Source organism: Calditrichia bacterium, assembly GCA_020634975.1.
Lineage (GTDB): Bacteria > Calditrichota > Calditrichia > RBG-13-44-9 > J075 > JACKAQ01.
On the sequence record JACKAQ010000001.1, the window covers coordinates 829,829 to 853,148 of the forward strand.

Here is a 23,320-nt window from a genome sequence, read left to right on the forward strand (position 1 = left end):
ACCACGAAAAATGAATCTGTCGGGTGCGAAACAAAGTATAACTGACAGATATCTGCAACGATTTTCTGTCAGCGGGAGAATGATGATGAACAGGCCATTCGCAACTTCAATTTTGAAAATAGCCCTACTTTTTTTTACGATAACAACAGTTGCTTCAGCCCAATTGCGTTACAACGGTATCTGGAACAAAGGCGAAACCGACCACAAAATTTGGGTGAATTCAGACTGGGAACCGTTCAAAAAAAAGTGGGACGAACTGGGTGAACAAGGTTACCGCCCGGTTGATATCGAGGTTACCAGAGTTGGTAATGAGAAAAAATATTCCGGTTTGTGGCATCGCGGCAGCGGCAATTACGAAATTTGGGTGGACGCCGATTGGGAATCGTTCAAAGCCCGTTTTGATGAATGGGCAGCGTTGGGCATGCATTTGATCGATTGGGAAATTTACGTTGATCGCGGGCGGCACAAATTTACCGGCATTTGGCGCGCCGGCGCGGTTCAGCAAAAAATGGTTTACGATATGAATTGGGAAAGCCTTCCGCAACTAAACGCCCAATTTTCCGCTAAAGGATTGAATTTAATCGACATAGAAACATACGAAAAAGGCGACAAACGCGAGTACGCCGGCATTTGGAGTGCAGACGGCGGTTCCCCTTCCCTGCCGCTAAATTTTATGACATGGGCAGAATTTAACACCACCAGTGAAGCTTTCGAAAAAAACGGGCTTGCACTGGTGGATATGGAATCATTCGGGAGCGGTAAAAACCAGGTGTTTATCGGCATTTGGCGGCAGGATATCGAATTGCAAAAATTGTTGGCAGGTGCCGATTGGAACAGCTATTTGGGCACCTGGCGGACATTGCAAAACGCCGGTTACCAGTTAGTGGATATTGAGCCAACTACTTCAGGCGCGGCGCTAACGGTAACACCTGCTAAACCGGTGTCACCTTCAACACCCGCTACTTCCCAACCGAAAATCCCTGACAACAACTTCCCGGATACACCGGGCAGCACAATCCCGCCGGTTGCGGGAACTAATCCCGGGTCAGGTACGGGCACTCCACCGCCTGCAACAACGCCGCCGGCCGGAACCCCAACCACGGGCGTAGTAGAATTCGGCAAAGCATCCTATTATGGCGATAATTTTCAGGGTCGCAAAACCGCCAGCGGCGAACCGTACGATCGGGACAAGCTCACCTGTGCTCATCGCACCTATCCCTTCGGCACTCAATTGAAAATCACCAATGTTGCTAATGACCGCAGCGTCATCGTTCGGGTAAACGACCGCGGACCGCATGTTAAAGAGCGCGTTGTGGATCTTTCTCACGAAGCAGCTTATCGTTTGGACGGCATTCGCAGCGGTATCATTGATGTGAAAGTGGAGCCTGTTAAATAATTTTTCCCGGAAAAAACATTTTCGAAGGATTAGTATTTGATTTAGTTCGGATGAACCATTATCTTTTAATCAAGAAATATTAAAACCGTGTTTGCAGTTTAATATTTTTTATTTCATCCATAAGATCAACGTTACCGTTAGTTTATTCGAATATTCACCTGTTTGTCCCTTTATTTGCTGTAAAGCTATTGATCTTTGTTGAATCGATCTACCGTAGAAGAAGCACTTGTCGAACTTCTTCTCTACCCAAACCCCAATATTTTTTGATGTTATAAATACCAAACTGCAATTGGAGGAGCAGTTATGTATCCTGACAAAACTTATCCGGAAAACATGGTTTGCCCGAATTGCGGAGTGCCTTATCCGCAAACATCCGCACCGATAAACGCGACCAAAACGATTTGCCAGATTTGCAAAAGTGAGGTTAAGGATACAGAAAACAACTACTCCAGCCGTTTTGTGACAGTTTATGTCCCTCGAAATGAATCGGAACATCTTGCCGCACAAGCCCTGCTCGAAAGTGCCCAAATCGATTTTTTCTCTAAAAATTTTACTGTGCAAAATCTCTTTGGCGCCGGACAAATCGGCACGGGATTTAATATCGTTACCGGGCCAATTCAAATTCAGGTGCCCGAAGAAGACGCAGAGGAAGCGCGCGAATTGCTCGAAGATTATTTTTCCGCCCAGATTTATACCGATGAACATTTGGAAAACGATTGGCAGGAACGCCGCTATTTAATCGCTCAATCTCAGGTCGATAAAATGACCACGCGTGCAATGATTTTTTGTGTTTTCTGGTTTGGTGGGCTGGGCGCGAGCGTCGGCATTTATTATGCGTTGAAATCGTTGAGGATTATCGGTGATTTTGATGAACCGTTGCAGGGGAAATTACGAAGCTATATCGCGCTGGCATTCGCCAGTCTGGAAGTCATTATTTCACCCTATTTGTGGATGAAAATTATCTCGGAATTTCAAATGATGTAACACCCGCCTGCCCTAAAATTGCTTCACGGTCACATATTTATTTTTTTGACATCTGACAGCACGCGTTCCAATCGCGCGCTTAATCCCTGAATATGCCGCATACCTATCGCTTCTGCCAAACCGTTTATTTGAATCAAACCCACAGCTTATTTTTTCCATAAAAAAATCCCCCAATCGATTCTTATTAACTTTAAAGAAAGATACGGGGGACGTCACATGAAATTGCTTTTACGAAAAAAAATCTATTTCGCAAGCGATAGCGAATGCGCTGCAATTTTCCGGAGCGGTAAAATCTCGTCCACTCCGCCAAGCCTGATAGCCACTTGCGGCATGCCAAACACAACGCAGCTGGCTTCATCCTGAGCGATGGTGGATGCACCGGCGTTTTTCATTTCCAGCATACCTTTTGCACCGTCGTCGCCCATTCCGGTCATAATAATGCCGATGGCGTTTTTCCCGGCGTATCGGGCGGCAGAGCGGAACAGCACATCGACAGACGGACGATGGCGGGAAACCAACGGACCATCTTTTACTTCAACATAGTATCTGGCACCGCTCCGTTTGAGCAGCATATGTTTGCCGCCGGGCGCTATTAACGCCCGCCCACGAATGACTGTATCGTTATTTTCCGCTTCTTTGACGGATATATTGCAGAGGTCGTCCATCCGCTGGGCAAAGGATGCGGTAAATTTTTCTGGCATGTGCTGAACAATAACGATGCCCGGTGCATCCATCGGCAGTGCTTCCAAAAATACGCGCAATGCTTCTGTTCCACCGGTGGAAGCGCCGACAACCAACACTTTCTCGGTAGTTTTGAGGGTGGTTGCGGGTTTGCTTTCTGCAATTACTGCATCTGCTGTTAATTTTGCTTTGGGCTTATTATCGCGGACATGCAATTTAGACACTCGTTTGGGCTCTGCATTGGCTGCTGCTTTTACGATATCGCAAATCTGAATTCGCGATTCTTCCAAAAATTCTTTTGTGCCCACTCTCGGTTTTTGAATCACTTCCACAGCACCATATTCCAGCGCCCGGATTGCGGCTTCCGTTCCTTTTCCAGCCAAACTGGAGCAGATGACCACGGGGATCGGGTGTTGGGTCATAATTTTTCCCAAAAAAGTCAGCCCGTCCATTCGCGGCATTTCGATATCCAATGTTATCACGTCCGGCACTTCATTTTTTATGATTTTCGCAGCAAAAAACGGATCGCCGGCGGCGTCCATCACTTCGATTTCCGGATCGGATGAGAGAATCTCCCGCAAGGTTTGTCGAACCAGTGCAGAATCATCTACGATAAGTGTCTTAATTTTGCGCTGCATACTATACATCCTTATTGCTGAAGTTGACTTATTTCCACTTTTTTGAGCAATACTTTTCCGGTTTGGGTATCGAATAAAATCTTCCGGGAAAAATTTTCACCAACGCTGGCGCCGGAAATGGATATTCGCTCCAGTTCCAGATTGCGTTTGGCAAAATCGATATTGCGTTCACCGACATTCAGTTTGGCACTTGTAGACCCGACAACAGCCGCCCCGCCGAACAATTTCGCCTGCAAGCGTCGCCGGTCGGCACCGGCAGCTAACATCTTTTCAATCAATTTGGGAATTGCGATGTTACCGTAGCGCGGCGATGGCAATCCCTCGCCGTTCCACAGAGGCAATAAATAATGATTGATTCCACCAATTTGCAGCTTTGGATCCCATAAACAAACCGCAATACAGGAACCCAGGACAGTTGTCACAAGATGAGGCGTTTCCCCGACAAATAGCTCGCCGGGATACAGGAATATTTTCGGTACCGTATCTGTCATAAGTTGAGTTGCCTGTTTCATTTAGAATTCTTCCGGAGCATCTTCAAACATAAATTCGTTGCCAGCTTCGCCAAAAAAATCGATTTCATTCACGCTTTCCGATTCGGGAATTTGGATTGTAATTTCACAGCCTTCACCCGGCTTGCTGTTTACCGCAACATCGCCCTGCATTAAATCCAGCACGGATCTCACGATACTCAAACCGATCCCGTTTCCTTTGTGCAGTTTTTGCGACCCCATATCCAACTGACGAAAGCGCTCGAAAATGCGTTTGTGATCTTCCGGCGGAATCCCGATGCCATTATCCTTTACTGAAACCGACAATTTACCATCCTCACAGCGATAATTGAGGAGAACAGCTCCGTTCGGTTCGGTAAATTCGATGGCGTTATCCACCAGATTTGAAATAATCAGATGCAGCTTTTCAGCATCGGAATTGAAAAGCGAATCGTCCGGCGTATCGCCCGATTTTTGGATGTCCAGGGTTATCTGCTTTTCCGTAAGTGGTAGTGCAAATTGGACTTTAAGATGGTCGAGCAAGCTTTTGATATGCACATGCGATATCTCCAGCCCAACCAATCCGGATTCCAGATCCGCTGCTGCAAAAATATTGCGCAACTGAAAATCGAGTTTAAACGCCTCTCCAAAAATAGATTGCGCAGCCGCTTTTACATGCTCGGGCGACAAATTTTTTGAATTTGCAACCAGGTTTGCCATACCCATAATTGATGCCAGCGGGTTGTTAATTTCGTTGCGAATATTCGAGAGAAAATTCGACTTTAAATTTTCAGAATCAACCAGCTTTTGGTTGACAACCTCCAGATTGCGATTAAGCGCCTGCATCGCTTGCAAAGTTTGTTGGCGTTCATCCAATCGATATTCGATTTCCCGCAATAATTCGCTGTCGGTCAATATGTTTTGCATTGTAAATCATCCCCGAAATTATTGAATTAACTTCACCACACGTTTGTATAAATTTTCTGAATATTCCACAGGAGGGAAAACAAATAGCAACTGCCGATTTCGCAAATACACATTCCTTGCATTACATTCCCGTCCCCTTTTTTGCCGGAGAATCCGGTAATTCATTTACATCTGAACACTATTTTTCAACGAACCAATTAATTTACAACAACTTATAAATAGACGCCGATACGCGTTCCACCGGTGCATTTATTCCTGAAAGCGATTCCGAATGCCCGAGGAATAAATATCCGCCGGGGTTTAGTTGCTTGCAAAATTTGCTGACCAGTTTTTGGCGTGTCGGTAAATCGAAATAAATCATCACGTTACGGCAAAATATCACATCAAATTTTTCGCGAAACCGGAAATCTTCCATAAAATTCAGCCAGCGTAAGGCAACCCGACTCCGCAATTCCGGCTTCACCCGGACGATCTTTTTGTTAGGATTTTTGCTTTTCAGAAAATATTTTTTGCGGCGGTTTTGATCAACTTTGCGAATCTGTTCGATATCATAAACTCCTTTTGCTGCAGTTTCCAGCACACGGGTGGAAATATCCGTTCCCAAAATTGTGAAATCGAAACCGTTGAATTTTTCCGCAAATTCACTCAATACAATTGAAAGCGTATATGGCTCCTGTCCGGTTGAGCAGCCGGCACTCCACACGGATAATCGGCTTTGGTGCCCAACCCGATTTTTCTCGGCCATTTCCGGCAACACCTGAGCTGTTAAAAAATCGAAGTGAAAATCTTCCCGGAAAAATTCGGTTTTGTTGGTCGTCACAATGTCAATCATGGGAACAAGTTCTTCTTTCATTCCCGTTTCGCTGAACAAATACTCTACGTATTCCTCAAAGCTATCAAAACCGAGTTTTCGCAGGCGGGAGTTGATGCGCGATTCCAACATTGTTTTTTTAGCATCGGGCATTTTGATACCGCACTGCTCTGTAATAAACCGGCTCAACTTATCAAATGTTTTTTTCGACATGACACGCCGTTCAAACGTGCTTGCTTTTATCATAATGGCACTTCCTCGTGCAATTTTGCCGGATTAAAATTAATTTTCTTCAACGGTTTCTTCAGAATTTTTCACCAGCATCAACTCTTCTGCGGAGAGCATTTTGTCGATGTCCAGAATCATGATAAAATGATCTTCGGATTTTCCGATACCGGTTAAATATTCCGCTTTAAAACGGGTGCCCATTGTTGGCGGTGGCTCAATTTGGCTGCTGCTCAGCTCAAACACTTCCTGAACGGCATCCACCAAAATGCCTAAAATCATTTCTTCGCCATCCATTTGGATATCGAGCACAACGATACAAGTATCGATGGTTTGGGCAATTTCCGCCATCCCAAATTTGCGGCGCATGTCGACCACAGAAACGACATTTCCGCGAAGATTGATCACGCCCCGCATATATTTCGGCGAGCCGGGAATCGGGGTTATGCTGGTCAGCTCCACTACTTCGCGGACTTTGAGCACATCGATTGCGAACAAATCTTTTTGCAGCCGGAAAGTGAGATATGTCCGGATATCTGCGGCTGTTGATGTTGTTGGATTAGCCATATTTTTACCTTTTAATTTAGAATTCTTCAAATTCGTTGTCATCGCTGTTCGTGCCGGTCAAATCGAAATCAAATCCACCGGTTGCATTGGCGGCGGCAGGTTTTTTTGCCGGCAACGCTTTTGTTGGTGCTCCAATGTTTTTCAGAGCATTTTTTTCGGATTTTTTTACGGGTTTTGATACCGCTTTTTGCGTTCCACTCAGCTTTACCGGCGCTGTTTTTGATACCACTGATTGTGCGCTTTTGCCAATATTAAAAAATGAAATGGCATCCTGCAGTTGAACGGATTGGGTGGACAATTCTTCCGCCATCGAAGATAATTCTTCCGATGTTGAGGCGTTTTGCTGAATCACCTGATCCAGTTGCTGGATAGCTTTGGTCACCTCGTCCACACCCGTGCTTTGCTCGTTGCTAGCAACGCTGATTTCCTGCACCAACTCCGCTGTCCGCTGAATATCCGGCAGGATTTTCGCCAACAATTCTCCGGCATGCTCCGCTACTTTTACGCTGGAACCCGACAGCTCGCCGATTTCGCGGCGGCGGTTTGGCTGCGTTCCGCCAGTTTGCGCACTTCTGCGGCAACCACCGCAAAGCCTTTGCCGTGCTCACCGGCACGGGCAGCTTCGATAGCTGCGTTGAGCGCCAACAGGTTGGTTTGACGGGCAATTTCTTCGATAATCGAAATTTTTCCCGCGATATCGCGCATCGCACCGACTGTTTTTACGACCGCTTCCCCGCTTATTTTGGCATCCTGTGCGGTTTGCACGGCGATCTTTTCCGTCTGCAGCGCGTTATCGGCATTTTGCTGGATGTTCGCCGCAATTTCTTCCATTGATGAAGATACTTCTTCAGCGGTGGCAGCCTGTTCCGTCGCACCTTGCGAAATCGCTTCTGCGGTTGCGCTTACCTGCCAACTATTGGTGGTTACGCCAGAGGCAACGGTTTGCACATCATGTATTGTCAACACAAATTTGTCGCGCATGACATTCATCGAATTTGCCAGTCTTCCCAACTCATCTTCCGATTGAATATCAACATTTTGGGTGAGATCCCCATTTGCCAGTTCTTCGGTAGCAACCATCAGTTTACTGATTGCGCCGGTTATCCACTTGCCAAACACAATTGAAATGCCTAATGCAAGAATAACAGAAAACGAAATGGCTAGCCGGATCATTGTTATCCCGCCGTGATAAGCGCTTTCCATTTTAGAATAATTGGACATCTGCAATTCCTGGAAGCTCTGTTCGCAATTTTTGCCGCAATCATAATCTTTTCATACAGCTCATCAAATTGAGCTTCCATCGTGCTTCCCGCAGCAGAATTGATTTCCCTGCGTTGCTTGGCATTCTCTAATAGTTGTTGGAGACCGTTGCGGATGGCATAAATCTGTTTCTGAAACTCTGCATCTTCGATTTTGTAGAACGATCCGAAACGGTTTTCACCGCCATTGAGCATCGCATCGCAAATTGAAATGCCATGTTGCCAATGCTGATAAATTTCTTCAATTGGCACTTCATCATCACCGGACATCAATTCTTCAAACCACAGATGACCTTCCGTTGTAAAATTTTGAATTTGGAGCACAGCTCTCAGATACACCGTATCTTTCAAGATTGAATTTTGTGCACCATTGAAGAGCGTGTTCAATTCCCCAATCGTGTATAACGCGCCACCAATAATCAAAATTAACAATACGCCAAAAGATGAAAAAATTTTAACCCTGATACCCAGTTTACTAATCATTAAAATACCCTGTAGTAAATATTAATTTTATCCAATTATCGATCTCGAAAAATGAATCCGCTTCTCCGCATCAGGACTGTTTTTTCAAAGTAAACCACGTTTCTGCAAACATCAGGTTTTAGAATTCTTCAAATTCGTCATCCATTTTGTCCTTGCCACCGGTCATATCAAATTCAAATCCGCCGATTTCTTTTGCCGGGGCAGGTTTGGCTGCTGGTTTGGCTGCCGCTTTTTTGGGCGGCAATGCTTTTTTGGTAGATGAAATGCTATTTGTTGCCATGCTAACCGGTTTTGCCGGACGCTTTTCGATGCTGTGGATCGCTTGCTGGGTTACTTTTGGTGCGGAACCCCTGGCTGCGTTGTCCACTTTAAAGAACGAAATGGCATCCTGCAGTTGAACCGATTGTGTGGACAATTCTTCCGCCATCGAAGATAATTCTTCCGATGTTGAGGCGTTTTGCTGAATCACCTGATCCAGTTGCTGGATAGCTTTGGTCACCTCGTCCACACCGGTGCTTTGCTCGTTGCTGGCGACGCTGATTTCCTGCACCAACTCCGCTGTTCGCTGAATATCCGGCAGGATTTTCGCCAACAATTCTCCGGCATGTTCCGCTACTTTTACGCTGGAACCCGACAGCTCTCCGATTTCTGCGGCTGCGGTTTGGCTGCGTTCCGCCAGTTTGCGCACTTCTGCGGCAACCACCGCAAAGCCTTTGCCGTGCTCACCGGCACGGGCAGCTTCGATAGCTGCGTTGAGCGCCAACAGGTTGGTTTGACGGGCAATTTCTTCGATAATCGAAATTTTTCCCGCGATATCGCGCATCGCACCGACTGTTTTTACGACCGCTTCCCCGCTTATTTTGGCATCCTGTGCGGTTTGCACGGCGATCTTTTCCGTCTGCAGCGCGTTATCGGCATTTTGCTGGATGTTCGCCGCAATTTCTTCCATTGATGAAGATACTTCTTCCGCGGTGGCAGCTTGTTCGGTTGCACCCTGCGAAATCGCTTCCGCGGTCGCGCTTACCTGCTCGCTGTTGGAGGTTACGCCGGAGGCAACATTTTGCACGTTCCCGACAATCTGCCGAAGATTCACAACCATATCGTCGATAGAATTTGCCAAATCGCCGATCTCATCACTTTGTTTGTTATTTATCAACTCGGTCAGGTCGCCTTCTGCAACAATTTGGGTTGTTTTTACTGCCGCTTTAATTGGCGTAATAAATGTTCGCGTGAAAAAGAATGCAAACAATGCAACAGCGGCAATAATAATGACAGAAATCATAAACACTTGCCACATTAAGGTTTGAACTTCGGCAAACGCTTCCTCACCATCTTTTCGGAAATAATCGCCCAGTTGACATCTTCGATATGCAGGGGTGAGTATGCACTCAAAACATCCACCCCGCGATAATCCTTTATCAGTTCAACATTGCTATTGCCTTTGAGAGCGTTCTTTACGCCTTCAGTTCTGATTTCTTGCAACAAAATGGATGTTCCCATCCGTCCGATCTTGTCCACAACTTTGCTATCATACCCGGACTGTTGCAAAACTTTCAGGTATTCATCGGGTTTTTCCACTAAAAACGTGAAATGCTGCGCATTTTTGATCTGCGCCAACAAGATAGGTTTCGCCGGATTCACCCAGTCCATCACCTTTCCAGCTTTTGTTTCCGGTCATCACGCTATTTATTTCTTCGATGGGCATTTGGAACAGCAGCACGCCGATTTTTTTATCACCATCATAAATCGGGAGGCAATGAAGGATGCCGGTGCAGCGTATGACGGATCGTATGGCTCAAAATCGACCAGTTTTACAAAATCCGGGCTGTTGGCAGCACGCGCGTCTTTAAATGCTTTTCCAAAATTGGTGTTCGCATATGGACCTGTTAACAGGCTTGTGGAATAGTCAACTTCTTTAAACACGGTGTAAACGATGTGTCCAGTTTCCGGATCGACCAGAAAAATATCGTAATAACCAAAATTTTGCAGATAACTGCGGATAATCGGGTGATATTTTGCGTGCAATTCGCTGTAATAGCTGCCGTCTTCTGCATAATCCAGGTTATGTTTTTCTCCGGTGGCGTTCGGGTTATTGCCAGATAATGGTATTGTAAATAGGTGCTTTGCGCCTCTCCCGGCCAATATTGGTCAAGATTCCGCTTATCATCCACATTCGGCTGCAGCCGTGTCAAATATTCGGAACGATAGTAGCTTTTTACTTTTTCCTCATATTTTGCAAGCTCTTCCGGGGAGACATTATCGAGCATGGAAGCATCATGATATGCGGCTTTGAATTCGCGCATGGCATCGATGATCATTTGGTCTTGTGAAAATGTGAGTACCTGCTTTCGGATAAATCCAAAATAATTTTCAACCTGCCGGGCTTTTATCTCCCGAACCGAAACCAGTTGATTGGATACATCTTGTTCTATCATGTTTTCAGCACTATAAAACGATAATGTTCCAACGATCCCCATTCCCAAAACACTCGATATCAGCAAAGCGGCTAATAATTTCGTCCGCATTGTCAGTTTTAGATTACCCATTTCCGAACCTTTCCGTATGATATTAGCGAATAAAGATGCTTAATTTTTGAAGATCAATGCCGAAGTTACGCCAGCTCGCCTTTTTGAAGCGCTTGCTTGTAAATTCCAAAAATGTCCAGAATTAATGCAATTGACCCATTGCCCATAATAGTGGCGCCGGATAATCCTTCCAGATCCTGAGATATTTTTCCAAGAGATTTGATGACGGTTTGATGTTGCCCGATGACATTATCCACGACAAACCCAATATGCTGGTTGTTAATTTCGGCAATCACAACCTGCTGTATTTCCGGTTCTTCCGTTGTTACGCCAAACATGTTGCGGAGGTTAATGTATGGCACCAGTTTGCCACGCAAATTAACCAAATTTTGATACTGATACGTACCCACCTGGGCACGGGAAAATTCCAGGCATTCGTGAACGCTGGATAGCGGCAGCACATAATAGCCATCGCCAATCGAAACGAGCAGCCCGTCGATAATCGCCAGCGTTAGCGGCAATTTGAGCGTAAAGGTTGTGCCAACACCCGGTTCGCTGAATAGTGTGATAGTACCGCGCAATTCTTCGATGGTTCGCCGGACAACATCCAACCCAACGCCGCGCCCGGAAACCTTGGTAATTTGTTTGGCAGTCGAAAATCCGGAATGGAAAACGTATTGAAACAATTCGGTATCAGAAACACGTGTGTCCGGGTCGATCAACCCTCTGTCGATCGCTTTAGCCCGAATCGCTTCGATATCCAAACCTTTGCCGTCATCTTTTATTTGAATCATCACATGCGCACCAGAATATTGCGCCGTTAAAGAGATAGTTCCATTGGCTGGTTTTCCTTTGGCAATGCGATCTTCAGTAGATTCGATACCGTGATCTGCGCAATTGCGAATCAGGTGAACCATCGGATCATTTAACCGTTCGATAACGGTTTTGTCCATTTCTGTTTCTTCGCCGCTGGTAAACAATTCGATATCTTTATTTAATTCCCGTCCAAGATCCCGCGCTAATCGCGAAAACCTTGAAAACAAAGTGCCAACGGGTATCATTCGCATATTTAATGCGCTATTGCGCAATTGGCTGGTTAAGCGGTCCAGGCTTTCGGAAATGCCGGTCAATTCCTGATCATCCTGCGAAAGCGTGTGTTGGGTAAGGCGGGCATTCAGTGTAACCAACTCACCAACCAGATTCACCAGTTCATCCAACCGTCCGGACGGTACACGGATAGTGGCTTCTTTTGCATCTTTCCGCACCGCCGATTTTTCCGGTGTTGCATTAATGTTTTGTGCCGGAGCCGGTTTGTTCTCAACCGTTTTCGGCGCTGAATTTTCAGTTTTTTGTATTATTTTTTGGGGTTCAGTTGGCTGCGGCGGCTCTGGCTGCTGTTTTTTGTGACGATCAAAAACCGATTGCAATTCGGCATCGCCCAAAAAAGTGTCATCAGTTGTTAAGTCCTTCAAATCCTTTTGGATTTCCTCAAGATCGTAACCGGCGTCATCTGCCAATTCCCGGACATTCAGCTCGCAATCGTCCACAACAAAGATGAAAACATCTTCCAAATCGTTGTGGGTTTTGGCGGTGCAAATAATAATCTGCCATTCCAGATAGCAGTTTTCCGGTGCAATGCTTTCCAGATCTGGCACCCGGGATGCATTCATAATAATGGTGCATTCCCCCAATTCCTGCAGTTCTTCCAACAGAAAAAATGGATTGCTGCCGTTAATCAACAGCGTTTCGGCGGGTTTAAAATGGATTGCAAATAATTTCTTAACTGCCTTTTCCTGCGACTCTTTAACATCTGTTCTTTCTTCACTTACATCACTTTTTTCTGTTTTTTCGCCAACCATGTTTTTGACAAGCCGGATAATTTCCTGCACCTCCTGCTGGTCATAATCGCCAGATTCGGAAATCATATTCTGGATTTGATCCTTCGCGCGGAGTGTCAATGAGGTTAACTGGTCCGTCATCTGCAGTTTACCATCGCGAACCTTGTCAAATGCGGTTTCCAACTCGTGCGCAAAGGCTTCCACGGCGTTTAACTCCACCATTCCGGCAGAGCCTTTTAACGTGTGCATCACCCGGAAAACGCTTTCCAACAGCTCACGATTGTTCAAATCGTTTTCCAAATCCAGCAGGCTGGTTTCCAAATTTTCCAGCAATTCGGCAGCTTCCTCAAAAAATGCGGCTTTGAATTGGTCGATCATTATCTGAGCACCTTTTTAACAACGGCTAATAGTTGATCCGGTGAAAACGGTTTCACAATCCAACCTGTTGCACCGGCTTGTTTCGCTTCCATTTTTTTGGTGTCCTGCGATTCTGTTGTAAGTGCCACAATCGGGATAAAACGGTAAGAAGGATTTTGCCGAACCTTCCCTATCAGCCCAATACCGTTCAGATTGGGCATGTTGATATCGGTGATGATCATGTTTACCGGACTGCTTTTCAGCTTTTCCAGCGCATCCAACCCGTCGCAGGCTTCAACAACACTGTAGCCAGCCTGGCTCAGTGTGAAACCGACCATTTGCCGGATACTTTTTGAATCATCGACAGTCATAATAACTTTGCTCATTTGCCCTATTCCTATTTTATTGTTGAATCAATCGATCTAAAGAAAAACCGTTTTCAGCAGCTATTTCCCGTAGCACGGCCGCATTTTCGGTGTTAAACACAACATTTTTAGACATTTTTTTTGCGCTAAGGCGGGTTGCATACAGCAGTTGAAATCCGCAGACATCGATATTAGTAATCTCTGTCAGATTGATGGTCAGGTTTTGAACTGTCGTTAAATGCTGCAGCAACACATCGCGCATTTCATTTGCATACATAATCTGCAAATCGCCATTTAAAACCAGTTCGGTTTGTTCACCTGTTGTTGTTACCGAAAATTCCATTTTTCAGCCCCTGTTACTTCTTTTGATTAAGTATTCTTTAAAACAAATCTACATTATCGCCCAAATCGTCTGCTTCTTCATTATCTCCAACAGTTTGCGAATCATTTTGAGAAAATTCGTCCTGTTCCATTTGCGGATCGCCAACGGCGGGGCCATCATCAAAAAGATCAAAATTTTCGAATTCGTCGAAAAATTCCGGCTCATTCTCTTGGGTTGGCGCACTGGCTTTTTTATCCGCTGTCTCGGCAGAATCAACTGTCAGTATTGCGCTGTGAACACTGCGTTCGCTTTCCATTGTGTAATTTTTTTCCAATTCCCGCAGCCGTTCCTGAACACGTTCCAACGGCAGTTCCGGGGTATGGATTTCGATATTCCGGATCAGCTTTTGCAATTGGTGACTAATTTCGCCAATGGATTGATCGAAAACCCTGTGCACACTGACCGAACCGATGCGTTTCCGCAAATCCATTTTTATTTGGTCGCTCATTGTTGCTGTTTTGGTGAGCATTTCACCAATCGTTTTCTGAATTCCCCGGAAGGAGTGCAATTGTTTTTCCAGATCCAACATCATTTGCTGAGGTTTCATATTAACCTCGTCATCACTTTTTTCCCGGCTGTTCTGGAGTGATGTTGCAACACCGGTTGTTGATTTGAGTAATTTTAGCAGCGAGGCAGTGTGGCGTTGTGTTTCCAGAGAATTTTGTTGAATGTGCTCCGCGATGATGGCCAGCGCCGCGCCTTCTGCGCCAACTCGCGCCGCTTTTATCCGCGCATTCATTGCGATAAGTTCAATATTCTCACCAATTTCCTCAATATCGTTGATGAAACCGGAAAAATCGGTGATGTCGTTGGAAACGGTTACAATATAATCGATCAGCTTTTCCCGGTTTTCAGAATTTGCCATCAACGTGGTTATCAATCCGGAAATATCGCCTTCAATTTTTTTGAAAAATGAATTGTCCAATGCATTATTTGCATTGCCGAGGCTGTTAATATCGCGATTCAACAACGAAACCCGGTCGCCAATGGTTTGCATATTCCGGAGAATATTTTCTACCGATTTGACAAAATCTTTACGGGCTTTTTCCAGCTGAGCATGTTGCAATCGGCTGACGGCAAGTGTTTCGATGGATATATCCATCAATGTTTCGGGATTAAAATTGTTATTTTCGTTGTTATCAGCCTGTTGAATGTCGTCGCATAATTTTTCGATTGCAGTGATAACGTGCTCAACAATTTGGCGAGTAGCATCCTGGCTTTGCAAATTCATGACAATCGTGTTCATGCTTTTGGAAATATCTGCAGATTGCCGGGAAACCTCATTTGCCAAAATCATCGAATCGGTTTGTTTGCCAGTTAGCATAACCAAATTGATCAACGAATTGTTGATATTTTCCTGCGTTTTCTGCAAATGCTCTTTTTCCAGAGTGTTGATGCTGCTAATCGTTCTGGCCAACAACCCCTGAAGCGAGTTCAGGCTGCGGAAAAATTTTGTAAATTTCTCATGAATAATAACGGACAGATCACCAACATTGTGGGCAAGGGTATGAAAATCTTCGCCCAGGGTATGCAATCGTGAGCTTTCAATTCGTGTGGCTTTGCTGTAAACCTGCAAATTTTTTACCACTTTTTTAAACGCACGCTGAAAATCGTGAACATCGGAAAAAGTAACGCCGATTTTTTCCAAAATGCTCATATCGCGTTTAATATGTTTGTTAACCACATCCAGCGAATGGCTAATCTCATCCATTGCAATCGTAATTCCGTTGAGCACTTCTTCCGTATTTTTTCCGGAAATCAGGTCTAATGCCTGATATGAGGATTGCGTTAAACCGGAGACATTTTGTTGGAGTGAAAAAAGGCCGCTGCCAACATTTAAAAAATCATCTTCTGTGTTGGCGATGGTGTTTTGTAACGCAGAGCGAATGTTTTGCAAGTTTTCAACCCAGTTCCGGTGCTGTTTTTCAGCCTGGTTGATCCGTTGCATCTCTGCTAAACTAATAACTGCTTTTTGGGCTAATTTTTCTTTGCTTTCCGGTTCCTCGGTTATAACAGTTTCGCCGGTTGGAAAAGATGTTTTGATTCGATTTAAAATCTTCGAAAAAGATGTCAATGTGTAGTCCCCATCCTTGCATTAGTAAATCAATCCCTTAAGCGCCGATACATACTTTATCGTCATGCGCAATCCAAAACCTGAACAGCGATGCGTAAATTGCTCAATTTTGATTACTGAATCCCGTTACAGTATTTCGTTTTGAAAAATTCCTATCGTATATTTTGAAAAAACCAACGGCACATTACTTAATATCGAGGTGGCCAGGTTGAGCATTAGCAAAATTTGTGGTTTTTTTCATACTGAAATCGGATGGCTTAAAATTTTGGCAGATAACAGCGCCATTACCGAATTGCACTTCTGTGATGACACGCCAAATATGGCAGGTTGCACGGAAAATTTTTGGGTTACGGAGTGCAAAAAACAGCTCAGGGAATATTTTTCCGGCGAACGGAAACAGTTCGAACTGCCGTTGCGTCCATCCGGAACTGCGTTCCAGCGACGGGTGTGGCAGTTGCTGCAAACCATTCCATGTGGTCAAACGACCACATACGGAAAGATAGCAGAGGAATTGGGTGATGAAAAAGTAGTACGTGCAGTGGGGCAAGCCAATGGGAGTAATCCGATTGCCATTATTATTCCCTGTCACAGGGTGATCGGGAAAAACGATATGTTGATCGGTTATGGCGGCGGTTTATGGCGAAAAGAATGGCTGCTTCGCCATGAAGGATATTTGCTGATTTAACGGGCGAAATCTGTCGGCGCTTCGCTTAACGCCACCCGGAACCGTTTGCCGAACGGGGAATTATACTGAATTGCCAACTGGCGATACGCACCTTCCGGGATGCCGATATCCGCCAGCCACAAATCGCCGACTTGTGCTGCATGCAGCCCGGTTTTCGGCAGGGCAAGCGTCATCGTCCATTGGGGAAGGATGCAGATTCCCGGCGCTTCTCCGGTTGTAGCATCAATGCCGGACGGGACATCGAGAGACAGCACCGGTGCTTCGCTGTTATTTGCCCATTCGATCAATTCCGCGAAAGTCCGGTTAGGCACATTTTGCAGATTATAGCCGATCAGCGCGTCAATAATTAAATCCGGATACACATTCGCCAGTTCAGTTCCGCTAACTTCACGGCCGGGCGTGGATAAATAAATGTGATATTGGTTTGCCGCACTCTCGCTCATGCAATCCGGATTTGCCAGACACAGCCGGACATCCACATTCCGGTTGGCCAAATGCCTTGCTGCGCAGATACCGCCACCGCCGTTGCCGCCGCTTCCGGCCAACACCACAATTACAGCTTCTCTCCATTGTTTCCCCAAAATCTGGATGGCCATTTCGGCGAGATTTCGACCGGCGTTTTCCATCATTTGCAATAACGCCGGACCGGTTTTCTCAATTGCAACGCGGTCAATTTCTATCATTTGTTCGGTGGTAACTGCCGGTACAAGTGTGCCGTTTTCAGTGGAAAATTGTTTAATCATTCTGGATTCGGTTGGTGCAAACATCTTAATTCCCTCCACAATCTTTGGTATGAAATAATTCGTATCAGATCCCAAATTTGTGCATCGGTTCAATTATTCTTCCCCAAACCGGATGTGAATCTTAGTTGAAATTAAGAAGATCAACCCTCAATTAGCAAGTCATTTTTGGCGAATAGCCAACCGCCGCCTTAAAAAAAACAAATTTTTATCGGTTGAATTTTTGGCTAAAATACTGCAATATTCAAACATACGTAAACATTTTCCTGTCAAAAAAATAATCTGGGGATAACGATGTTTCGGAAAAAAATCATGTCACTTTTTGCAATGCTGGCGGTTGCATTCGCTAATATTTCTCATGCGCAAACCACTGTTTATAATGAAAATATCGGCGTTCGGCTGGATAATTTCGGCGGCATCCGGATTTTGTCGGCAGACGGTATTGCACAAAATGACCGTGTATCCCTGCTTTTCGGATCGGCGAATTCCGGCGTATTTGACTATCTGAAAGATGCGAGCAACGTTTTTGCCGCAGCCGCAGTAGATACGCCGTTGCTGCAGTTCAGCAATCAGGAAATTTCGGTTGTTATCGACAACGCCTACAGCAACGCCGCGCCGGACGTGGAAACAAAAATCAACGTGTATTTATGGAATGACGGCGGTTACGCCCTCGCACGGATTCGCACTGTCAACAAACAGTCGGATACTTTGCAGGCGATTCCGGGATTGGAAATTTTGCCGAAAGTGGGCGGTGTTTTCGGAAATGAAATTACGAATTCGGATGCATCGAACGGCATCGTTTCAACCTTTCGCGACGGTGCGCCGCTGGTGTCCGGCTACCAACTGCTTTCTGCGTTGCCGCAAAGTATTGTGGCGTTCGATTGGTTTTTCAATTACAATCAGTCCGATGACAGCCTGCGGAAATGGCTGACAGCAGATACTGTTTTTGCGGCAGATACAGCCGGCACATCTGGCTCGGTTGTCGTTTTGGGTGCAGATGTCGTTCCGTTATCACCCGGTGATTCGCTGGATATGTTTGTCGGTTTGGCGATCGGCAGCGATATTTCCGCGATGCAAAGTGAGCTGGCCAAAGCTGCACAAAAATACAATAGCCTGTTTGTGGGCATCCCGCCGGTTGCGCAGGGCATTCCCGAAAATTTTGAACTTGCCCAAAATTACCCGAACCCGTTTAACCCGGAAACCCGCATTCCCTTCCAGATTCCGGCGCGGAGCCGTGTTTCGCTTTCGGTGTTCAATATTTTGGGGCAAAAAGTGGCAACGCTGCTCAACGAAACGCTCGATGCCGGTAGTTACGAAATCCCGTTTAACGGCAGCAATTTGCCTAGCGGCGTTTATTTTGTTACCATTCAAGCCGGTGAGTTTCGCGCCGCAAAAAAAATGGTGTTGATGAAATAGTGAAATGAGGTTTTTTCAGCGAAGCGTGCGGAGCACTTCTTTGGCTGCGTTGAAGCCGGGTGCGCCGGTTACGCCGCCGCCGGGATGCGCTCCGGCGCCGCAGAGAAACAGATTTTTGATCGGCGTGCGATGGCGTCCCCAACCCGCAACGGGACGCATAAACATGAGCTGATCGAGTGCCATTTGACCGTGATAGCCGCAACCTTCCGCCAAACCGTAATCCCGCTCCCAATCCAGCGGCGTAATCAGCTGCTGCTGATCGATCGCATCCGGTAAATCCGGTGCATATTCCGCCAAAGTTTGGATGATCGTTTCGGCGAGCGATTCCCGTTCGCTTTCCCAACTGCCGCTGCGCAATTGATACGGCGCATACTGCATGTTGATGTTCATAATATGCTTCCCTTCCGGCGCCAATGTCGGATCGGATATCGTCGGGATGACAATATCGAGCATCGGCTGGCGCGAGAAATCGCCATATTTGGCGGCATCAGATGCGCGTTCCAGATAATCAACGGACGGCGAGATGATGATGTGACCGCTCAATTGTTTGGGATCGCCGCTGGCTGCGGTGAAAGTTGGCAATCGCTTTAGCGCCAGATTCATCCGCGCGGTTACGCCGCGAAAGCGGATGTTTTGCACGTTGCGCACAAATCCCGGATCGAGATAGGGCGCACCGACGAGATCAAAAAAAGTGGTTCGGGGATTGGCGTTGGAGATAATCGCTTTGGCGAACAGTTTTTCACCGTCTTCCAGCCGGACGCCAACGGCTTCGTCCTGATCGTTCACAAAAATCTGGTCCACCGGGCTGGCGACGCGAATTTCCGCACCGTTTTTCCGGGCATATTCCGCCAGCGATTCCGCCAACCGACCGATGCCGCCGCGAATAAACCAGCTCGATTTAAATCCGCCGTTTTCCCGCCCGGTGTAATGGTACAGCATCAAAAACGCTGTTCCCGCCGCTCGCGGCCCGAGGTGACTGGCGGTGACGCCAATGGTGCTCAGCAAGCCTTTCAACGCGGCACTCTGGAACCATTCATCGAGCAATTCGCTGGCAGAAAGCGGTAAAACGCGCAGAAATTCCATCATATCTTTTTTGCCGAGTTGGCGAATTTTTAAGGCTGGCTGTGCCCATTCAATCAACTCCCGAACGTTCAGCGAATCAATATTCGGCGCGCTGCGCAACAACGCGGGACGCAACGCCTGGCTCATTTTATTCATTTTGGCGTTGAATTTCAAAAATCGTTTGGCATCATCCGGATAGAGCGTTTGCAGCTCCGAAACCGTGCGATTCAGGTCGCGCCAAAGGGTGATGGCTGTGCCGTCCGGCTGCGGTGCAAATACGGCGGCATCGCTCTGGAACACCTGCAATCCAGCGGCGACAAGTCCAAATTTTTCAATAATTTCCGGCAGAAACAACCCGGCATCTGTCGCGCCGGTATTCACCAAAAATTGCGGAAAAACTTCCTCTGTTGCAGCGGCGCCGCCCAAGTTGCGGCGTTGTTCCAGCACCAGCACTTTTTTTCGTGCGTTTGCCAGCGAAGCCGCACACACCAGCCCGTTATGCCCGCCACCGATAATTATTGCGTCGTAATTTGCCATATTCAGTTGTTTTCAATTGTTCAGCGATTGATGCCGTGTTTGAGATCATTTATAATTTCCAACGCTGCCAGCCGTCCCGGTGCACCCATAATTCCGCCGCCGGGATGCGTGCCGGAGCCGCATTGGTAATAGCCTTTGATGGGCGTGCGATATTTTGCCCAGCCCGCCGCCGGTCGCAGAAAAAACAGCTGCGAAAGGCTCAATTCACCCTGAAAAATGTTGCCCTGCGTCAATCCGGTGGTTTCCTCGATATCTGCCGGAGTGATTACCTGACGGTGCAAAATCAAATTTTTGATATTCGGGAAATACTTGCTGAGCGTGTTCACTACGGCATCGCCAAACGCCTCGCGCTGATCGCGCCAGTTGCCCTCGCTCAATTCGTATGGCGCATATTGCACAAAACAGGACATCACATGCTTTCCGGGCGGCGCCATCGCCGGATCGATCATCGATGGAATGATGATATCCATATATGGCTCGCGGGAAAATCGCCCGTATTTTGCATCGTCGTAAGCGCGTTCCAGATAATCCACGCTCGGGCTGATGGATATCGCGCCGCGCAAATGCGGACCAACACCCGGCAGGCAAGCCAGCTCCGGCAATCCGTCCAGCGCCAGATTCACTTTGCCGGATGAACCGCGATACCGGAATTTTTTGATCGATTTGCGCAAATCCGCCGGCAAGTGCTCTTTTTCAACCATCCGCAAAAATGTGTGAAATGGATCGAGTGCAGAAACCACCAGATCCGCGGCAATTTCCTCCCCGGTGTTCAACGCAACGCCGGTTGCTTTCCCGCTTTTGACGATCACCTGATCCACCGATGCCAGCGTGCGAATTTCCACACCAAACGATTGGGCAGCCGCGGCAATAGCGTTCGCAACCGAACCGGTGCCGCCGCGGGCAAATCCCCATGCCCGAAAATTACCGTCGATTTCGCCCATATAATGGTGCAGCAACACATACGCCGATCCCGGTGAACGCGGTCCCAAAAACGTTCCGATGATGCCGCTCGCGGATAGCGTGGCAATCAGCGGATCGCTCTCGAACCAGCGTTCCAGAAAATCTGCACTGCTCATCGTCATAATTTTGATCAGTTGATACACCTGTTCGGTGGGTAATTTCAACATGGTTTTGGCAACATCGAACAAACCGTACAAATCGCCGGGACGATTGGACGACGGGTCCGGCGGCACAATGCCCAACAGCGGTTTTACGGCTTTCGCCAGAAAATGCATTTCGCGACCGTATTCGGCATAGGCTTCCGCATCGCTCGGCGAAAATCTGGCGATATTCCGGCGCGTTTTGTTGGGATCGCCATCGCGGTAAAGGTAGTTGCCATCCGGTAGCGGCGTGAGGGTGCTTTCCAGCGGCAACATCATCAGCCCGTGTTTGGGCAGCGATAAATCGCGGATGATTTCCGGGCGCAGCAAACTGACCACATACGAAAACACGCTATATTTAAATCCCGGAAAAATTTCTTCGGTTACGGTTGCGCCGCCAACGAGGTGACGCCGCTCCAGCACCAGCACTTTTTTCCCGGCTTTGGCGAGATATGCGGCATTTACCAGCCCGTTGTGCCCGCCGCCAATAACAATGGCATCGTATTTTTTCATCGTTTTTTTGCTTCCCGGCTGCGATTGCCGGCTATTTTTTATTCTTCTATTTTGGTTCCGGAAATATTCAGCCGTTTGCGTTCCGGGTTGAAAAACGGCAATTTGGTGACCGTCGCGGGAATTTTGTGACGGCTGTATTGCACAGTCAATTCCATTTCGAGATTCTTCCCCGGCTCTGCAAACGGTGTTTCCAGCGTTGCTAAAGCAATGTATTTTTTTAAGATAGGCGAGAATGTCCGGCTGGTTGCCTGTCCAACCTGTTTCCCGTTGGCGTAAACGGGCACGCCATCGCGGGAGGCGCGTCCGGCAATTTGCGGTGCCAGCCCGGCTTCGTTAAATCGTTTTTCGATCACTTCCCAATCGGCTGTCAAGCCGACCAATTGCCATTTTGGTCCGCGCTTTTTTTCATCGATCAGCGCCCGTTGCCCGACAAATCGTTTTTTGCGAAGCTGCACCGCCCAACCCAATCCGGCTTCGAACGGCGTTGCGGTTTGGGCATCAATGAGCGCGCGGTTGGCGGAAACGTAATCGACATCGTTGAGGATCAGCCCGGCTTCCACCCGGGCGATATCCATCGCAGCCAGCCCGGCCGGCGTGATGCCGTATGCGCGACCGGCTGCCATCAAAATATCCCACAGTCGTTCTGCGTGATGATAATCCACCCAAATTTCATATCCCAAATCGCCGGTGTAACCGGTGCGGGTGATGACCGTTTGTACGTCGTCTACTTTTGTTTCCAGCAAATGGAAAAATCGCAACGATGCCACATCGCCTTCCGTGACAACTTCGCTCAAAATTGCCCGGGCATTCGGTCCCTGCAGCGAGAGCGTGGCTATTTTTTCGGTGATGTCCGTTACGGTTGCGTTCATGCCAAAACCGCAATCCCGGAACCAGCGCCAGTTAGGCTGCGCAGATGTGATGCGAAATCGCTCTTCGGAAAATCGTTGAACGGTGCCGTCATCCATCATTCGCCCGAATTCATCGCACCACGGTGTGTACAGCACTTGCCCAATTTTGCACTTGCTCACATCGCGCGTAATAATGCGATCTACCAATTTCGAGGCATCTGTACCGCTGATTTCGTATTTGAACAGCGGTGTCACATCGATCAACGCTGCGGCGTTGCGAATCGCAAAATACTCGAATTCGTGACTTTTTTCGTATGTCACAGCGGCAAGATATCCCGCCCAATCCCGCCATTCCATACTCCGGCAAAGCGGAGCGGTGCGAGAGTGAAAGGGCGTTGGCAATGGCATTCAGGCTCCTT

At 47.2% G+C, this 23,320-nt stretch carries 23 protein-coding genes; 4 read left to right on the top strand and 19 right to left on the bottom strand.

The features are described from left to right. The first annotated feature begins 85 nt into the window (after positions 1-85). Together H6629_03215 and H6629_03220 are read left to right on the top strand one after the other, a co-directional pair. Positions 86-1,396, top strand: coding sequence for a septal ring lytic transglycosylase RlpA family protein (locus H6629_03215; protein MCB9066809.1), 1,311 nt, complete (start codon positions 86-88; stop codon positions 1,394-1,396). Between the two features lie 303 nt (positions 1,397-1,699). Beyond that, positions 1,700-2,380: a DUF2007 domain-containing protein gene (locus tag H6629_03220; protein MCB9066810.1), complete on the top strand. Its 681-nt coding sequence runs from the start codon at positions 1,700-1,702 to the stop codon at positions 2,378-2,380. Between the two features lie 242 nt (positions 2,381-2,622). On the opposite strand, the gene H6629_03225 is transcribed toward H6629_03220, so the two are convergent. From H6629_03225 to H6629_03295, 15 genes are all read right to left on the bottom strand, one after another. Next, on the bottom strand, positions 2,623-3,699 hold the full coding sequence (locus H6629_03225; GenBank protein ID MCB9066811.1) for a chemotaxis response regulator protein-glutamate methylesterase: 1,077 nt from the start codon (positions 3,697-3,699) through the stop codon (positions 2,623-2,625). Between the two features lie 11 nt (positions 3,700-3,710). Next, positions 3,711-4,190, bottom strand: coding sequence for a chemotaxis protein CheD (locus tag H6629_03230; protein MCB9066812.1), 480 nt, complete (start codon positions 4,188-4,190; stop codon positions 3,711-3,713). Between the two features lie 21 nt (positions 4,191-4,211). Next, positions 4,212-5,114 carry a HAMP domain-containing histidine kinase gene (locus H6629_03235; protein ID MCB9066813.1) on the bottom strand — a complete coding sequence of 301 codons (903 nt, stop codon included), beginning with the start codon at positions 5,112-5,114 and terminating at the stop codon, positions 4,212-4,214. 202 nt (positions 5,115-5,316) lie between these two features. Then, on the bottom strand, positions 5,317-6,171 hold the full coding sequence (locus H6629_03240; GenBank protein ID MCB9066814.1) for a protein-glutamate O-methyltransferase: 855 nt from the start codon (positions 6,169-6,171) through the stop codon (positions 5,317-5,319). A gap of 36 nt (positions 6,172-6,207) precedes the next feature. Beyond that, a complete protein-coding gene (locus H6629_03245) occupies positions 6,208-6,717 on the bottom strand; it encodes a purine-binding chemotaxis protein CheW (GenBank protein MCB9066815.1) in 510 nt (169 codons plus the stop codon). A gap of 16 nt (positions 6,718-6,733) precedes the next feature. After that, entirely contained in the window at positions 6,734-7,192 is a 459-nt protein-coding gene (locus H6629_03250) for a hypothetical protein (protein MCB9066816.1), read from the bottom strand. A gap of 26 nt (positions 7,193-7,218) precedes the next feature. After that, positions 7,219-7,938 carry a HAMP domain-containing protein gene (locus H6629_03255; GenBank protein MCB9066817.1) on the bottom strand — a complete coding sequence of 240 codons (720 nt, stop codon included), beginning with the start codon at positions 7,936-7,938 and terminating at the stop codon, positions 7,219-7,221. After that, positions 7,893-8,459: a hypothetical protein gene (locus H6629_03260; GenBank protein MCB9066818.1), complete on the bottom strand. Its 567-nt coding sequence runs from the start codon at positions 8,457-8,459 to the stop codon at positions 7,893-7,895. Before H6629_03260 ends, H6629_03255 begins: the two co-directional genes overlap by 46 nt. 118 nt (positions 8,460-8,577) lie before the next feature. Further along, positions 8,578-9,756 (bottom strand): HAMP domain-containing protein, encoded by a 1,179-nt coding sequence (locus H6629_03265; protein MCB9066819.1) that lies wholly within the window; start codon positions 9,754-9,756, stop codon positions 8,578-8,580. Then, complete coding sequence (locus H6629_03270) at positions 9,756-10,100, bottom strand: hypothetical protein (GenBank protein MCB9066820.1); 345 nt, start codon at positions 10,098-10,100, stop codon at positions 9,756-9,758. Before H6629_03270 ends, H6629_03265 begins: the two co-directional genes overlap by 1 nt. Before the next feature lie 245 nt (positions 10,101-10,345). Further along, complete coding sequence (locus tag H6629_03275) at positions 10,346-11,005, bottom strand: hypothetical protein (GenBank protein ID MCB9066821.1); 660 nt, start codon at positions 11,003-11,005, stop codon at positions 10,346-10,348. Between the two features lie 65 nt (positions 11,006-11,070). Continuing rightward, positions 11,071-13,200: a chemotaxis protein CheA gene (locus tag H6629_03280; GenBank protein MCB9066822.1), complete on the bottom strand. Its 2,130-nt coding sequence runs from the start codon at positions 13,198-13,200 to the stop codon at positions 11,071-11,073. Continuing rightward, entirely contained in the window at positions 13,200-13,565 is a 366-nt protein-coding gene (locus H6629_03285) for a response regulator (GenBank protein MCB9066823.1), read from the bottom strand. The genes H6629_03280 and H6629_03285 overlap by 1 nt, the downstream gene beginning before the upstream one ends. Before the next feature lie 16 nt (positions 13,566-13,581). Continuing rightward, the gene (locus tag H6629_03290; protein ID MCB9066824.1) at positions 13,582-13,887 is read right to left on the bottom strand and encodes an STAS domain-containing protein; all 306 of its coding nucleotides are present in this window, start codon (positions 13,885-13,887) and stop codon (positions 13,582-13,584) included. 37 nt (positions 13,888-13,924) lie between these two features. Continuing rightward, entirely contained in the window at positions 13,925-15,874 is a 1,950-nt protein-coding gene (locus H6629_03295) for a hypothetical protein (GenBank protein MCB9066825.1), read from the bottom strand. 445 nt (positions 15,875-16,319) lie between these two features. On the opposite strand from H6629_03295, the gene H6629_03300 reads away from it, so the two are divergent. Beyond that, positions 16,320-16,685, top strand: coding sequence for a methylated-DNA--[protein]-cysteine S-methyltransferase (locus H6629_03300; GenBank protein MCB9066826.1), 366 nt, complete (start codon positions 16,320-16,322; stop codon positions 16,683-16,685). Here the strand turns inward: H6629_03300 and H6629_03305 are convergent. After that, positions 16,682-17,428: an NAD(P)H-hydrate epimerase gene (locus tag H6629_03305; GenBank protein ID MCB9066827.1), complete on the bottom strand. Its 747-nt coding sequence runs from the start codon at positions 17,426-17,428 to the stop codon at positions 16,682-16,684. The genes H6629_03300 and H6629_03305 overlap by 4 nt on opposite strands. 309 nt (positions 17,429-17,737) lie before the next feature. Here H6629_03305 and H6629_03310 point away from each other — a divergent pair, with 309 nt between their 5' ends. After that, positions 17,738-18,841: a T9SS type A sorting domain-containing protein gene (locus H6629_03310; GenBank protein ID MCB9066828.1), complete on the top strand. Its 1,104-nt coding sequence runs from the start codon at positions 17,738-17,740 to the stop codon at positions 18,839-18,841. 15 nt (positions 18,842-18,856) lie between these two features. Here H6629_03310 and H6629_03315 read toward each other — a convergent pair whose 3' ends face one another. The 3 genes from H6629_03315 to H6629_03325 are packed head-to-tail and all read right to left on the bottom strand — an operon-like array spanning position 18,857 to position 23,309. Further along, positions 18,857-20,440, bottom strand: a complete 1,584-nt coding sequence (locus H6629_03315; protein MCB9066829.1) for an NAD(P)/FAD-dependent oxidoreductase — start codon at positions 20,438-20,440, stop codon at positions 18,857-18,859. A 20-nt stretch (positions 20,441-20,460) separates the two neighbouring features. After that, positions 20,461-22,053 (bottom strand): NAD(P)/FAD-dependent oxidoreductase, encoded by a 1,593-nt coding sequence (locus H6629_03320; protein ID MCB9066830.1) that lies wholly within the window; start codon positions 22,051-22,053, stop codon positions 20,461-20,463. Between the two features lie 38 nt (positions 22,054-22,091). Next, the gene (locus H6629_03325; GenBank protein ID MCB9066831.1) at positions 22,092-23,309 is read right to left on the bottom strand and encodes an aminomethyl transferase family protein; all 1,218 of its coding nucleotides are present in this window, start codon (positions 23,307-23,309) and stop codon (positions 22,092-22,094) included. Positions 23,310-23,320: the final 11 nt, after the last annotated feature.